The organism is Crinalium epipsammum PCC 9333 (genome assembly GCF_000317495.1).
Taxonomy (GTDB): Bacteria; Cyanobacteriota; Cyanobacteriia; order Cyanobacteriales; family PCC-9333; genus Crinalium; species Crinalium epipsammum.
The window spans coordinates 2,060,430-2,075,844 of sequence record NC_019753.1; the positions used below are offsets into that span (position 1 = coordinate 2,060,430).

12 protein-coding genes are annotated in these 15,415 nt (G+C 41.4%); 6 read left to right on the forward strand and 6 right to left on the reverse strand.

Annotated elements, in window-relative coordinates; translation table 11 throughout:
• Nucleotides 1-57: 57 nt before the first annotated feature.
• Both prmA and serA read right to left on the reverse strand, forming a co-directional pair.
• Nucleotides 58-948 (reverse strand): 50S ribosomal protein L11 methyltransferase, encoded by an 891-nt coding sequence (gene prmA, locus CRI9333_RS08850; protein ID WP_015202822.1) that lies wholly within the window; start codon nt 946-948, stop codon nt 58-60.
• A 116-nt stretch (nt 949-1,064) separates the two neighbouring features.
• On the reverse strand, nt 1,065-2,645 hold the full coding sequence (gene serA / locus CRI9333_RS08855) for a phosphoglycerate dehydrogenase (RefSeq protein ID WP_015202823.1): 1,581 nt from the start codon (nt 2,643-2,645) through the stop codon (nt 1,065-1,067).
• A gap of 182 nt (nt 2,646-2,827) precedes the next feature.
• Between serA and CRI9333_RS08860 the strand changes: the two genes are divergently transcribed.
• The 6 genes from CRI9333_RS08860 (at nt 2,828) to trpE (ending at nt 10,461) form a co-directional block, all read left to right on the forward strand.
• Entirely contained in the window at nt 2,828-3,343 is a 516-nt protein-coding gene (locus CRI9333_RS08860; RefSeq protein ID WP_015202824.1) for a hypothetical protein, read from the forward strand.
• A gap of 239 nt (nt 3,344-3,582) precedes the next feature.
• Complete coding sequence (locus tag CRI9333_RS08865; protein ID WP_015202825.1) at nt 3,583-4,362, forward strand: photosystem II S4 domain protein; 780 nt, start codon at nt 3,583-3,585, stop codon at nt 4,360-4,362.
• Between the two features lie 72 nt (nt 4,363-4,434).
• Complete coding sequence (locus CRI9333_RS08870; protein ID WP_015202826.1) at nt 4,435-5,736, forward strand: hypothetical protein; 1,302 nt, start codon at nt 4,435-4,437, stop codon at nt 5,734-5,736.
• A gap of 157 nt (nt 5,737-5,893) precedes the next feature.
• Complete coding sequence (locus CRI9333_RS08875) at nt 5,894-7,963, forward strand: DICT sensory domain-containing protein (RefSeq protein WP_015202827.1); 2,070 nt, start codon at nt 5,894-5,896, stop codon at nt 7,961-7,963.
• A gap of 156 nt (nt 7,964-8,119) precedes the next feature.
• On the forward strand, nt 8,120-8,545 hold the full coding sequence (psaD, locus tag CRI9333_RS08880) for a photosystem I reaction center subunit II PsaD (RefSeq protein ID WP_041225999.1): 426 nt from the start codon (nt 8,120-8,122) through the stop codon (nt 8,543-8,545).
• A gap of 335 nt (nt 8,546-8,880) precedes the next feature.
• Nucleotides 8,881-10,461, forward strand: a complete 1,581-nt coding sequence (gene trpE / locus CRI9333_RS08885; RefSeq protein ID WP_015202829.1) for an anthranilate synthase component I — start codon at nt 8,881-8,883, stop codon at nt 10,459-10,461.
• A gap of 58 nt (nt 10,462-10,519) precedes the next feature.
• Here the strand turns inward: trpE and CRI9333_RS08890 are convergent, their stop codons facing one another.
• From CRI9333_RS08890 to CRI9333_RS08905, 4 genes are all read right to left on the reverse strand, one after another.
• Nucleotides 10,520-12,358 (reverse strand): pentapeptide repeat-containing protein, encoded by a 1,839-nt coding sequence (locus CRI9333_RS08890; RefSeq protein ID WP_015202830.1) that lies wholly within the window; start codon nt 12,356-12,358, stop codon nt 10,520-10,522.
• Nucleotides 12,359-12,490: 132 nt separating this feature from the next.
• Nucleotides 12,491-12,808, reverse strand: coding sequence for a hypothetical protein (locus CRI9333_RS08895; protein ID WP_015202831.1), 318 nt, complete (start codon nt 12,806-12,808; stop codon nt 12,491-12,493).
• A 164-nt stretch (nt 12,809-12,972) separates the two neighbouring features.
• Nucleotides 12,973-14,118, reverse strand: coding sequence for a mechanosensitive ion channel family protein (locus CRI9333_RS08900; RefSeq protein WP_041226500.1), 1,146 nt, complete (start codon nt 14,116-14,118; stop codon nt 12,973-12,975).
• A gap of 63 nt (nt 14,119-14,181) precedes the next feature.
• Complete coding sequence (locus CRI9333_RS08905; protein WP_015202833.1) at nt 14,182-15,156, reverse strand: DMT family transporter; 975 nt, start codon at nt 15,154-15,156, stop codon at nt 14,182-14,184.
• Nucleotides 15,157-15,415 lie beyond the last annotated feature (259 nt).

Genomic DNA, 15,415 nt, shown 5'->3' on the forward strand with positions numbered 1-15,415 from the left:
TGGCGGTTATAAAAATAGGTATTCTTTAGACGCGAAGGGAGTAAATATATATAACTCCTAAGATCTGCGGATATTCAAACAACACCAATCTTGTCTTCGCCACAGGGTTGCAACTGACCAACCATTCTGCTCTATTGTATCGGCAACAGGCTTAATTTGGTCTAATAAAATACCGCTAAGAATACCCCAGCTGCTAGGTTTAACAATAGCAGACATTTCTGGAATTAAGTCAATAATTACTTCAGCTAAGATATTGCAAACTAAACCATCAACTGGTTGATCTATCAGTTCTATTAATTTTTTTATACTACCCTTTTCAACTAAAACTTGATCTTTACTAATATTATTTAGATCTCGGTTACTTATTGTTGCTAACACAGCTAAAGGATCAGTATCTACGGCATAAGCTTTTTTAGCACCTAATAATACAGCACCAATTGAAAGAATACCAGAACCACATCCAAGATCAGCTATTACTTGATTATTAGCATCACTACCTAATCGCATTTCTAGTGCTTCTAAACATAGCTGAGTTGTTTGATGCGTACCTGTGCCAAAAGCCATTCCAGGATCTAGACGTAAAATTTTTCGTTCTGAAGGTTCTGGAGTTGGTAACCAAGCAGGATAAATTAAAATGCGATCGCCAATTTCTTGAGGTTGCCAATACTGCTTCCAATTAGTTGCCCAGTCCTCCTCATCAATTAAACGCCAGTGCGTCACTGGTAGAGGCATACCTGCGATTAAAGCATCTTGGCGTAACCATAAAGATAACGCAGCTAAATCCAAAAGTTGCGCTTGAATTTCTGGTACATAAGCACGTACTAGCTGAGAGTGTTCTTTCAACTCACTAGACATTCCCCGACAACCAAACTTTTCCAACCGCCAGAATATTGATTCTTCTAGCCCTGGATCAGATAAAATTTCAATTTCCCACCAACTATTTGCCATATAAAAGCGATTAGAGATCCTTCGATTAGCAATTAGCGATTAGCAATTAGCACAAATTAAGTTTTAATACCCTAATTTACAGTTTTAACTTCGAGCTAACAGCTAACCGCAAACCACTACAAAGTTACTGTATAAGCGTCCTTAATCCCTGGGACTTTGATGATTTCAGCCAAAATACCATCGGGGAGAGGATCATCTAAACTTAACACCATTACTGCATCACCACGCACAATTTTGCGTCCTACCTGCATACTGGCAATATTGACATTAAAGCTGCCTAGCAAAGAGCCAATTCTACCAATAATTCCTGGCATATCTCGGTGGAGAGTAAACAGCATATGTTGAGTAGGATCAACGTTCACTGGAAACTCATCAACACTGGTGATCCGAATTTCGTTATCTCCCAATAAAGCGCCTGTTACTGAATGTTCCCCTAAAGCACCCTTAGCTGATAGTTGCAGTGAACCAGAATAGTCCCGAACATCCGCATCTCGTGTTTCTATAACGTGAATGCCCCGCTCTTTAGCTTCTATACTGGCATTGACATAATTTACTCGCTCTCGCAAAGCTTGAGATAGCAAACCTTTGAGTGCAGCCACTACCACAGGTTGACTTTGATTGTTTGCCAAATCTCCTTGGAGACGAATATTGAGAGATTCCACTCGTCCGCCTGCTAGCTGCCCAACCATATTACCCAACGTTTCAGCCAGTTGTAGGTAAGGTCTGAGCGTTTGTAGAGCATCAGGGTGAAGTCCTGGGATGTTTACTGCTGAACGGGCAGGTAAACCAAGGAGAACATCACGAATTTGCTCTGCGACATCAACAGCAACATTTACTTGCGCTTCCGCAGTTGATGCACCTAAATGTGGGGTAAGAATAACTTCTTTACCAAGAGAGCGTAACTCTGATTCACCCAGAGGTTCCTTTTCAAACACATCCAAAGCCGCACCAGCGATTTTGCCTTCTCTTAAGGCTTGTAAAAGGGCAATTTCATCAATAATGCCACCACGAGCGCAGTTAATGATCCGCGCAGTAGGTTTCATTTTAGCTATTGATTCAGTACCAATTATGTGAGTAGTTTCCGGTGTCTTTGGTATGTGTAAAGTAATATAATCTGCTTCGCGGAACAGTATATCTAAATCTACCAAACGACAACCTATCTGATCTGCTCGTTCTATAGAGATAAATGGGTCATAAGCCAGCAATTTCATTCCCATTGCTTTAGCTACCGCAGCAACATGGGAACCAATTTTTCCTAAACCAACAATACCCAGCGTTTTTTTGTAAACTTCAGTACCAACGAAGCGTTTGCGATCCCACTTATTGTTTTTAACTGACTGGTTAGCTTCTGGTATATGCCTAGATAAAGACAACATCATGGCTAATGCGTGTTCTGCTGCGGCAATTGTATTACCTTCAGGGGAATTGACAACCACAATTCCTTTGCGGGTAGCAGCCGGAACATCGACATTATCGACACCAACGCCAGCGCGTCCAATAATTTTTAGCTGTGTAGCAGCTTCGATAATTTCTTTTGTTACCTTGGTTTCCGAGCGAATCATCATCGCATCGTATTCTGGCACAATTTTTATCAGTTCTTCTGCTGGAAGACCTGTTTTAACATCTACTTGGGCGACTTGGGAGAGAATGTCTATTCCAACTTGGTCAATCGGGTCAGAGACAAGAACCTTGGGCATGATCGGCAGGTGAATCTAAAGGGGTAATTTGAGTTCCGCAGTCTAGGAAGGAGAGAGCGGGTGTAGCAGGTGCAAAATTATTTATCGTATCATCGTTAGGCTAACGCTTTCTGATGTTTGGTTGAATCAGCACTGTTAAGCTTATTGCTGACTGAACTGCAAGAAATTTAATTTTAAAAAACATGAACTATCTTATTGCTGTTTTATCAGATCGGATTCAAGCAGAAGAAGCCTACTCAGTTTTAGAGAAACAAGGTTTCCCAATGGATAAAGTAAGTATTCTTGGGAGGGGATATAAAAGTGCCGATGAATTTGGCTTGATTGACCCCAATGAGCAAGCTGGTAAACAAGCAAAGCTAATGTCGTACTGGCTAGTGCCATTTGGATTTTTTGCTGGTGCTACTTTCAATTTACTAACTGGGTTGAATACTTTTCCCTGGGCAGGCGGAATTGGCAATGCTCTGATTGGTGGTTTGTTGGGCGCTGCTTCTGGAGGATTGGGCAGCGTTTTTGTAGGTGGAGGCGTAGGATTGACTTCGGGTAGTGGTGACGCTTTACCCTATCGCAATAGATTGAATGCTGGTAAGTACCTGATTGCCGTCAAAGGTTCTCCAGGTATAACGCAACAAGCAACTCGCATTCTGCGGGAGTTGCAGCCGGAAAATATTCAAGGCTATGTAGATCCTACAGATGTTTAGGTAGTTATAGCAGTCGCCAGGGCGGTTACGGCATTAGATTTATTGCCCTCAATTCAAACTTTTTTTAATCGCAGATGTGAGCAGATAAACGCAGATTACGCAGATGTTAAGCAATATTAATCCTTGCCCTAAGCGCCTTGTCCATTGCTATATAAGCGGTCGGCAGTCAGCTATCAATCGTCTGCTTTTTTTGCAGTCATTGATAATTGATAATTGTTAATTGTTAATTGTTAAAAAAGATGCTGCCAAGAGAAGAACTCTTAAAAGGGGTGGAAAATCGAGAAACTGCTGCTCGTGTGATTGATCAAGCTGAACAGGCGCTCAAAACTTGGGAAGTGGTAGTGACGGATTTTCTGTCTCCCCCAGAATTGGTGGAGATGCAACAGATGTTCGGGCGTTTAACGGAAGTGCATTTAGTGGCGGGAGGGGGGTATCCGCAGGCAGAAAGACAACGACTGGCGATCGCACGCTCTGAACTCCCCCTAGAGTTGCCTCAAGTGCCTCTAGCTGCTGTCTCAATAGCCGGAAACTTTCTGTTTGACTCAGCTACTCACCGAGACTTTTTAGGCTCGATGCTGGGATGTGGCATTGTCCGAGAAAAAACAGGCGACATAATTGTACTGGGAGAGCAAGGAGCGCAGGCAATTATTATTCCTGAAATGGTGGAGTATCTAGAAACTCATTTAACTCAAGTGCGTTCTGTGCCTGTAAATACTAGGCGAATTGAGTTAAGTGAGTTAAAAATTCGTGAACCTAAGAAGAAAGAGTTGACGACTGTGGAAGCGTCGTTAAGATTAGATGCGATCGCATCTGCTGGCTTTGGAATGTCTCGTAGCAAAATGGTGGAATTTATTTCTGCTGGTGATGTGCGCGTTAATTGGAAAGAAATTACTCAGCCTAGTCAGCTTGTGAAAACAGGCGATTTAATTGCTACTCGTGGCAAAGGACGTTTAGAAGTTGGAGAAATTATGGTTACTAAAAAAGAACGTTATCGAGTGCAATTAACACGCTTTATTTAAAAGTGTTAACAAAGGTTTATTTCTACAGCATCTACTGATGGGCATAATAACATCAGTAGTTGTAAATTTTATATGCCTTTTCCCTTTAAATTTCGTCAGCAGAATAACCAGAGTGGTATAGGAATTAATTCTTCTAGCCCAACCCAATCAGGTTTAACCCCACAACCAAAAACACTAGAGGAACTTGAAAAAGAACTTGAGGCGCAGTTTATTCCCACCCGCCCTCATCAGCAAAGCTCAAAAATAACAAACAACAGGGGTGGGCTAAAAAAAATAAAATTTCTATTAATACTGAGTGCTGTGTTTGTAGGTTTGCCTTGGTTAATAGTGTGGGTAGCAAATCAGCCTGATCGGGTGATTCGTAGCGCCGTTGCAGAGAAATATCCTATTTTGCTATTGCCTAGTTATAGAAAAATGGAAGATGATTATAAGCAGGCGATCGCATCGGTTGAACAAGCTCAACAGTTAGTCGATCACCCTACCAGTCCAGCAGACTTAAATTTGGGTGAACAGAAGGTCAAAGAAGCACAAAAATATCTGGATGCCTTGCCTATAAGCTTTTTAACTGAGTGGCCAGAATATAGATCTTGGTGGTACGATTGGCATTTTAATATTTATAAATTTAATAGCGATCGCGAAAAAATTGGACAGTTAGCAGCTAAGGTATTTCAAGAAAAAAATGCTCAAACGTTTCTATCTGAGGGTGAAAAGGCACTCAACACAGCCAAACAGCAGTATCAGCAAGCATCCACCCCAATAGATAAACAAACTGCGATCGCATCTTGGCAAGCAGCGTTAGATCAACTAGAGCAAATACCTTCTGAAACTTTGGCAGGAAAAACATCACAAAAGAAACTAGAGGCTTACAAGCGCGATTATCAGGAAAGAGTTGGTCTTGCTGCTGGTAATGAACGCATCAGCACTTTAATAGCAGCCGCGAGACAGTTTTCTCGGCAAGCCGCAGTTGCAAGCCAAAATCCGCCCCATAGCGTTTCCCAGTGGGAACAAATTGAGGGCTTGTGGCAAGAGGCTATTGTTCGACTTAAAGAAATTCCCCAAGAAGATTTGGCAGGTTATGCAGTAGCGCAAAAGTCTGTGGCAGAATACCAGGCTAATTTAGGGCAAATTAAGATTAGGAAGCAGAATGAAGCAGATTCATTAGCAGCTTTGGAACAATCACAAAGCGCAATTCAAAACTTGATTGCTTCTACTCCTAGTGATGCTAAATTACTAGATCGCAATCGTACAATTAGCGAGATTCAAGGAATTATTAATCAACTAGAAAAGGTTAAACCAGGCACAACCTCATATCTTAAAGCCCAAGAACTTTTGTTATTTGCACAAAACAAACTCAAGCAACTACAGCCTCAATAAACAATTATCAATGACCAATGACCAATGACCAATGACCAATGACCAGCTTAAATGTTACGTTTATTTCCACCCAGCCACTTAGCTAGTACATTTATTGTTAGATCGTTCAATAGCGTCCTACTAATTGTCGGCGACATTGAACTAAACAAACATATCAATGAGCATCCTGACTTCCATCTTGGCAGACTTGCTGCAAGCAGCACCAGAACTGCGACCACAGCTTTATTTCAAGTCTTCTTTAACCGCCCTGTCTCACGCGATGGAAGATCAGGTATTAGCTGGTTTAGAGCAGCCTTTGGTAATAGCCAGTTTTCAACGAGAACGTTTTTATCGTCAGGAAGCGCACCGATACCGCAGAATTGCCGCACGAACACCCCAGGTATACGTGCTGGCAGCGCCAGAAACAGATTTTAAAAGCAGTTCGGACGTTTATGAAAGTGTGGCATTTGATTCTACAGATGGACTTAGTAAAGAGTGGCACTTAGTTGTTCTCAGTCCGCAATCTTCTACTTGCCTGATTTGCCGTGAGAAAGTTGCACCTGCGCCAGATAATATCACGGTATCTGAGATGGACCCATCTCGCCGCTTTGAAGGCATCTGGACATTTGACCGTAAGGTAGCCAGCATTGCGGCTGAATTATTGCTCAATCGGATTTTGGTTTACAGACCAGAGTTAGCCGATAAAATTCAGCAAGCCAAAAATGTTTATGGTCTTACTCATTTAAGCCAACCGAATGAATCTTTAGCTGCTGCATCTAAGAAAAAAGCCACTAAAAAAGGGAAGAAACAGATATCTTCTCAAAACGTAACAGTCAATAACCAAGATGCTCATAGTTTGAATGCTGACCCGTTTGTGCAGAGGTTAGTGACATATTTACAGGCAGGTCAGTATAAATTAATCAAAGCTTATCGTTCCATTGCCAGTCAGGAACAGAAAGAACGACTGGTAAATTCAATTACGGCTGCCATCAGGCGATCGCTTAACCCTGATGAAATTATGCAAGTTGCAGTACAAGAATTGGGATTAACAATTCATACATCCCGTTGTTTAATTTACTACTGCAAAGCTACCGATCTTCACGCGACTATCACTCATGAATATCTAAATCTAGCCGATAGCCCAGAGATCCCAAACGTTTCGCTCTTAGGGCAAATATGGACTTTAAAAAATAATCCTTTATTTGAGGAAATTTTACAACGGCGGGAGCCTGTGTATGTTACAGATACATCTACTGATCCTCGCCTCAACAATTCCCCCATCCAAGTATTAGTACAGCAATTGGCTATTCGATCTTGGCTAATGGTGCCAGTATTATATCAAGACAGACTGCTGGGAATGGTTGAATTACACGACAGTGGTCCAACTGAGCATTGCTGGAAACAATATGAACTAGAACTGGTAGAAGCGATCGCCACACAAATAGGGGTTGCCCTAATTCAAGCCGAAGCTTATGCTAACCTCGAAGACCTTAACCAACAGCTAGAAGCCCTTGACCGCACTCGCGCTAATTTAGTAGCTATTACTGGTCACGAATTACGCACCCCCCTTTCTACAATTCAAGTCTGCCTAGAGAGTCTGGCGACTGAGCCTGATATGTCCCTGGAATTACGCCAGGTAATGCTCAATACTGCTCTAGCAGACACAGAACGGATGCGTAAACTGATTCAAGACTTTCTCACCCTTTCCCGACTAGAAAGTGGTCGAGTGGAATGGCATCCAGAACCTTTATCTCTTAATGAGTGTATTGATCTAGCCATCAGTAGTATCCACGCTCGTAATCTTAATAACGATCTACCTGAGATTAGTAGCCAAATTTCACCCGACCTGCCATTGGTAAGGGCAGATGGAGAGTGGCTGGTGGAAGTGCTAGTAAAACTGCTAGACAATGCTTGCAAATTTACCCCTCCTCAAGGAAATGTCACTATTAAAGCTGATAGCAACGGCAATTTGTTAAAAGTTACCGTAACAGATACAGGTCGTGGTATCGAACCCAACCGCCTACAGGTGGTGTTTGACCGTTTCTATCAAGAAGAAGGGGCGCTACGCCGTACCACTGGCGGTACTGGCTTAGGGTTAGCAATATGCCGTCAAATTGTTAACAATTGGGGCGGCGAGATTTGGGCAGAGTCAGAAGGTAAAGATCAAGGCAGTGCTTTTCACTTCACTATTCCAATGATCAGCAGTCGTTCAGAACCAAGGCGATCAGGAAACACAAATAAGGGGTAAATTTATGTCTTTGGGAACATTGGCGCATCTTAAAACTGAATGCGGATAGCTGACTGCTGACCGCTATATTTATAGAACTGTTACAGTTCTTGACAAACTCTCTAGACGTGCATAGTCATGGTGGTAGTATGCCCTAAAACGTTGAGAGATAAATTTATGGCAGAACAACTTAGTGGACAAACTCCCATTTTCGGTGGTGGCACTGGTGGCTTACTGACAAAAGCAGAAACAGAAGAGAAATATGCGATCACCTGGACTAGCCCCAAAGAGCAAGTATTTGAAATGCCTACTGGCGGCTCTGCCATTATGAACCAAGGCGACAACCTCCTGTATTTAGCACGCAAAGAATACTGCATCGCATTGGGCGGTCAGCAACTACGCGCTAAATTCAAAATCAACAACTACAAAATTTACCGTGTATTCCCCAACGGTGAAATTGTATACTTACACCCCAAAGATGGCGTTTTCCCAGAAAAAGTCAATGAAGGGCGTGTTTATGCTGGCAAAAAAGATCGCAATATTGGCAGCAACCCAGAACCAGCTAAGGTCAAATTTAGCGGTGTTACTACTTACGATTCCTAACATCGGAAAGATAGACGTTAATTTTCTGGTGACACGGTATAGCGTTGCGCTAGAAGATCAGGCTTAATCGCTCGAATTACACCATAAAAGATAAGTAGGGTAAACAATTTTGCACCCTACTTATCTTTTGTAAATATATAAATTTATTGCAAAAATCAGTAATTTTATCTGTGTTTATCTGTGTGCATCTGTGGTTAATTATCTAAAATTTGAATAAGCTACGAGGTCTAATGTACAAAAATTTTTCTACTGAAAAGATAGCTTTCTGAGTTAGACTTTATTGCTGTAGTCAACAGCAATAATCATGGCGTGAACGCCCAAATATATAACTTATTATGATTTTTCCCGATTTCTCCCAATTTTCCCAACTAGCTCAACACGGAAATTTTATACCTGTATACCAAGAATGGGTGGCTGATTTAGATACACCTGTTTCTGCTTGGTATAAAGTATGTGCGGGTCAACCTTATAGCTTTTTGCTGGAATCTGTGGAAGGTGGGGAGAACATAGGACGCTACAGCTTTTTAGGGTGTGATCCTTTGTGGGTATTGGAAGCCAGAGGAAATACTACCACTCAAACTAATCGCGACGGCTCAGTTAAAGTATTTGAAGGTGATCCATTTGCAGCGTTATCTAGCTGCTTAGAACTTTATCATCCGGTGAAGTTGCCGCAGTTACCAGCAGGAATTGGCGGGTTGTTTGGGTTTTGGGGATATGAATTAATTAACTGGATTGAGGCGCGTGTGCCTGTTCATCCTACATCTGAAGATAACTTACCGGATGGCTTGTGGATGCAGGTAGATAATTTGATGATTTTTGACCAGGTAAAGCGCAAAGTTTGGGCGATCGCTTATGCAGATTTACAATCATCTGGTGGAAATCTTGAGCTTGCTTATCAACAAGCGTGCGATCGCGTTTCTCAACTTGTCAGCAAACTACAACTCCCCCTATCTGGTAAAGACACTGTTTTAGAATGGACTCCCCCTGAAGCAGGGGAGCAGGGGAGCAGAGGAGCAGGGGAGAAAAAAATATCTCTCCCGTCAAATTACATCAGTAATACTTCCCGTGAACAGTACTGCGCCAACGTCGAAAAAGCCAAAGAATATATCAAAGCTGGGGATATTTTCCAGGTTGTTATATCGCAGCGATTATCAACCACATACACAGGTGATCCTTTTTCTCTATATCGTTCCCTGCGATTAATTAACCCTTCACCCTACATGGCTTATTTCAACTTTAGGGATTGGCAGATAATTGGTTCTAGTCCTGAAGTCATGGTAAAAGCAGAACGCACCCCTGAAGGGCAAATCAAAGCCACCCTGCGACCGATTGCTGGTACTCGTAAGCGGGGACAAACACCCCAAGAAGACGACGCGCTGGCTCAAGATTTGCTACAAGACCCCAAAGAAATAGCTGAACACGTCATGCTAGTTGACTTAGGACGCAACGACTTAGGGCGTGTCTGTCGTAGTGGTGCAGTAAGCGTTGATGAATTAATGGTAATTGAACGTTACTCCCACGTCATGCACATTGTCAGCAATGTTGTCGGAGAACTCGCACCAGGAAAAACTGCTTGGGATTTACTTAAAGCTTGTTTCCCAGCCGGAACCGTTAGCGGCGCACCAAAAATTCGGGCAATGGAAATTATTTATGAACTCGAAGGCTGTCGTCGTGGTCCTTATTCTGGTGTGTATGGATACTATGACTTTGAAGGGCAATTAAATAGCGCCATTACCATCCGCACAATGGTAGTACAGCCTGATGAAAATGGTAAACATACAGTCTCAGTCCAAGCGGGTGCTGGTTTGGTAGCAGATTCAGACCCAGAAAAAGAATACGAAGAAACCCTAAATAAAGCTAGAGGTTTACTAGAGGCAATTCGCTGTCTTAACGGTGTTGATGTAGCTTCAGAATAAATTTATCAGCAAAAATCACAAAATTGTTTTTTTATCGCAGATGTGGGCAAATTTTGAATTATTTGTTTTCAACCCCATCTTCGGGAGATTTATATTTTGATCCATCAGGCAAAACAGCGCCTTCAAGTAAAGCACCACTCAGGTCAGAAATGCTAACTTTAGCACCTTTGAGATTTGCACCACTTAGGTATGCACCTTTGAAATTTGCACCATTCAAACTAGCATTTTTCAAATTGACACCGCTCATATTTGCGTTACTCAAGTCCGCACAAATTAAATTAGCACTACTGAGGTTTGCACTACTAAGATTAACCTGACTCAAACAAGCAAAACTCAAGTTGGCATGACTGAGATTACCACCACTCAATTTAGCACTACTGAGGTTAGCATTATTGAGGTTAGCGTGACTTAGATTGGCATTAGTGAGGTCAGTTTCACTCAATTTGGTTTCACTGAGATTGGCACTAGGGAGATTAATTGCTACTAACTCTGCACCAACAGCATCTACACCTCTAAGAGAAACACCATCTTCATTCAAATCTTGGAGTGCCAAAATTCGGGCATAGCTAACTTTTACGCCGTGTGCTGCATCAACTGTACTCCAAGCTTGGTAGTGAAATTGCTTTCTGCGATCGGGCGCTTCCTTAATGAATAAAACTAAAGCAACGACAAGACTGAGAGCATCAGCACTGTCTAAAATCTCTTTAATCAGAGAATTATCATCCGCCCCTACATAAATTATGATGAACAGAATGGCTGAAACACTAGCCACTAACCAGGCGGGTTGTGTCCAAAAATTATCAAGGAATTTTTGGGAAATTATGAAGATAATTTCACCATTCGACTTAATTGAGCCTAAAAAGTTTTTCAGTTGCTCGGTTGGCGGTTGAAACGCTGGAGATTCCTGTAGTAATTGTGTATGTGATTCTTGTGGCTGATTGTGGGTTACTTGTTTTTGATCTGGGACAACATTTGGTATAGTTTCTACAACTGTGCCTTCTAACATCAAACCAGTAATTGCTCCGTAGGCATCTGTCCACGCCAGCTTTACGTCAGGAGTCCAATCTTCTTGGAGGTACTGCTCAAAAGCCATCAGCAGCGCGGAACCAACTGGTTCATAATATTTGGGAATTACCCCATAACCGATGTGTCTACCTCCCAAGGCGTTGAGGACTGGTACTAAGGCTTCTGGAGAACGGAGATTTTCTACTACTAATACCAAAGCATTGATCAGCTTTTTCTGTTGCTTTTCTAAATCAACATTGTCAAACAGAGGTTGCAATTCAGGGTGAGCGATGAAGAGGTTTTCGTAGAAGCTGGCAGCAAATTCATCAGCGTGAGGTTTGATTTTTTCAAAACTACTTTCCAGTATTTCTACGGCTAATTTTGGCTCTTGTTCGGGAACTGATTCTTGTGGGTGATTAGCTGGTATAGTTACCTGTTGATCTGGAATTATCTCTGTTTCTAATGGAACTTCTTCAGGTGTAATTTCAACACCTGCGCCTTTTAACATCAAGGCAGTAATTGCGCCGTAGGCATCGATCCACGCTTGTTTGACTTCAGTAGTCCAATCTTGCTGAAGATACTGCTCAAAGGTTGTTATCAGTGCTTCTCCCACTGCGGGGTAAGAATTGGCGATCGCTCCATAACCAATGTGTCTCTCTCCTAGTACTTTAAGAACTGGTTCCAAAGCTTCTGGAGAACGGAGATTTTCTACTACTAATACCAAAGCATTAAGCAGCTTTTTCTGTTGTTTTGCCATCTCGGTATTGGCAAATAGCGGTTGCACTTCTGGATAAAGTTGAAACAAATTCTCGTAGAAGCTGGCGGCAAATTCATCAGCGTGAGGTTTAATTTTCTCGAAACTTTGCTCTAAAAGCTCAACATTTAAAGACATATTTTTTACCTAACTTCCGAGCCGAATTTTCCCATCTTTTAAGACGGGGTTTTATTCAGTATCCAATTAAAGCCGGATGCTTTTGATATTGATTGAGTTGTAAAATGTGTGTATAAGAGCCAGAAATTGAGCTTATAAACTTAAATCTTCCAACTCTTGCGACAAAATAGACATAAATTCTTCTGCATCCTTGATGCCCATTTCTCCCAATTTTTTCCACTCTTCGCTGCTGTAATCTAAATCAAGTCCCATTACGTCTTGTGTCCAGTAAGGCAAATTAGATGGATTTTCCATTAGCTCACAGGTGAGCTTTAATATTTCTGTTCCGGTCATATTTTTTCTCTTTTTTATCGCCAAGCAGAAGGATAGTAACTTCGCCAAATTACTTTCTGGGGGCATGGATATGAGAAATGCCATATTTTGTGCCAGAATAAATTTGTTTAATTTCATTAGTACTTTTCCTCGTTTTTGGGTATTTAAATAAGTTTTTTTGAAAATAAAGTTAATTATAGCAGCCACCAAGGCGCTCAAGGCATTTTTTATAACTAAAACCCTTATTAGCAAAGCTTTTAAGAAAAGCTAATTGCTATAAATATCTTTAGTAAAATGCAATTTTAAGTTATAGTTTTAACATTTTTATTTGAAGTATGTTGATAGTTTTCCAAGTATGTTCTAAATTCAAGATGTAGCGTATCTATACCCTCTTTTTCTAGTATGGATAAAATGGCTAAATTTAATTCTTGGCAAGCGTTAAAGTATAAATCAAAATTGTTATTAAATGCGCGAATATTGATGATGCGAGCATTCTGCTCAAGTCTGTCTAGCCAAACAAAACATTGATCGTGTAAAGAATTAATCGAACTAGGCATCTTTTGAATTGCCTGACAAATTATAGCAGTCTTTTCAGCCGAAATACTGTCAATGTTGAGAGTTAAATTAATGCCAAATGATTCTTCAGTGCCAGGATTTTGTGACCAATTCTCTACAATTCCAGTAATCATTTTGGAATTGGGTATCTTTTTGATAGAATCCCATTTGGCTAGACGAAGCTTTGTAGTTCTAATGCCAACTTCTAACACTTGAACACTGCCATCTATTCCCTCCACCATCACCCAGTCACCAGGTCGATATAGATTATCTATGTAAATAATAATGGTACAAAACCAGTCATAAATAATGTCTTTGATTAATAAACCGAAGGTGATTCCTACTCCACCGAACAGACCCACAAGCGCATTTGTAGAGGCTCCTAACAATACCTCACTTGCTTTTAAAACTACAACAGCGAGTGCCACTGTCTGAAACAAGCGAGGCACGTAGGGTACGAGCAAATCGTCTAGTTCGGTTTTAGTATGCAGTGTTAGTTTTCTCAGTATCTCTCCCAACAGTGGAGAGGCACGGTAAACAATATATGCACCTGCAACAATAGCACTCAAACTGAGAAGTTTTCTCAGCATCTCGCTTACTTGAAGCGGTAGGTTATCTGCCAAAATCAATTGCACTATCCAAAGTCCAGCAATCAAAATCAGCCAGCCTAACGGTTGCTCAAGAATCACAACTAACTCATCGTCTAATGTGGTACTTGTTCCGCTAGTAAAATCCTTGATTTTCTTGATGATAATCGAAGAAAACAACCCTCTCAACAGTTGTGTGAGCATGAGGATAGTGACGATGATACCTATTTCAGTTAGGGATATGTCTGCAATACTTATGTTTGAATTAAGTAGCGTTTCCTGCAAGTGTTTCCAAAAATTTTTCATAAAATTCAAGATTTCCATCACTTAAAAACCCAAAATGTTAAAGGCAAAAAATATAATTATTTTTTACGGTTTACTTGCCAACAAAGTAATTTTCTCGGCTCCTTGACTAGACTTAGCGATGTATATGCCTGCCAAAACTACAGAAAAAGCTAACCAGTTGAGAGGATTTAACTTTTCAGAAAAGATGATCCAAGCAAGTATGGCTGTAATTACTGGATCTAGCAGCAAGAACACGGACACGAACCCAGAAGAAAATTGTTTGAGGTTATGAGCTTGAAGACTTTGACCTAAAACTTGGCAGATTAATGCTTGGGCAACTATTGCCAACCACCCAGCCCAAGAAGAGGGAAAAAGTACATCTTCCGTTAGCACAACGATGGGGAAAGTTAACACTGTCCCGAAAAAGGAACACCACAAAAGTAGGGTTGTCGCACTAAACTTGGCTCGAAGTTTTTCAACAGTTAGCAGGTTGGCGGCAGAAAAGACGGCAGATAGCATGGCAAGCGAGTCACCTGTAAAGTTATCACTGGCTAGACGCAAATCACCGAGTCCAATTAAGATTGATCCACTGATGGCAAGTACCATGCCAATGAGGAATCTGCCTTCAAAAGATTGACTGAGAAACAGCCATCCGATCGCAGTGGTGAAAAGCGGGGTGACGTTATGTAGTAGATTAGAGTTTGCCACACTGGTCTGAGTTAGAGACCAAGCCCAGGTGATTAAGGTGCCTGTGAAAAAAACACTCATTGTCAGCAACAAGACTAGATCGCTGCTGGTGTAATGTGGCTTTTCGAGGGGGGAGTCGCCGGAGTGTCTTTGGCTCAAGCGAGTGAGCAGATTTCCTAATCCTAAAATCAGAGTGGCTACCCAGAAGCGATTGAATATTGTCGCCACAGGACCTAGTTCCCGTTCACTCAATCTAATGAAGATGGCGGCAAAGGATAAAGCAAAGATCGCGAGAAATAACGAAATTAGTTTGAGACTTCTTGGGGGTTGCTGCGCGACCGCATCTGTTGTCCGCTCTAGGGTGTTATACATTTAATCTGCCTATTTATAAAAACCACAACCTTACAAGTGAAGTATTGATATAGCAGAAGTCAGGAGTCAAGAGTCAGAATTCAAGCCTTTACTGTGATTGGATTTGAGATTGAGAAGAATGCCCTAACACGGGCAGTTGCTATATTGAATCCGAATCAGGTATTTAAACACTCAATAGCTGGTTTTTTACTGTGATAGTTTCAGTTCGATGCCGAGCAAAAACAGAACCAAAAGCCTTTTTAAGTAGATTTCAAATCCT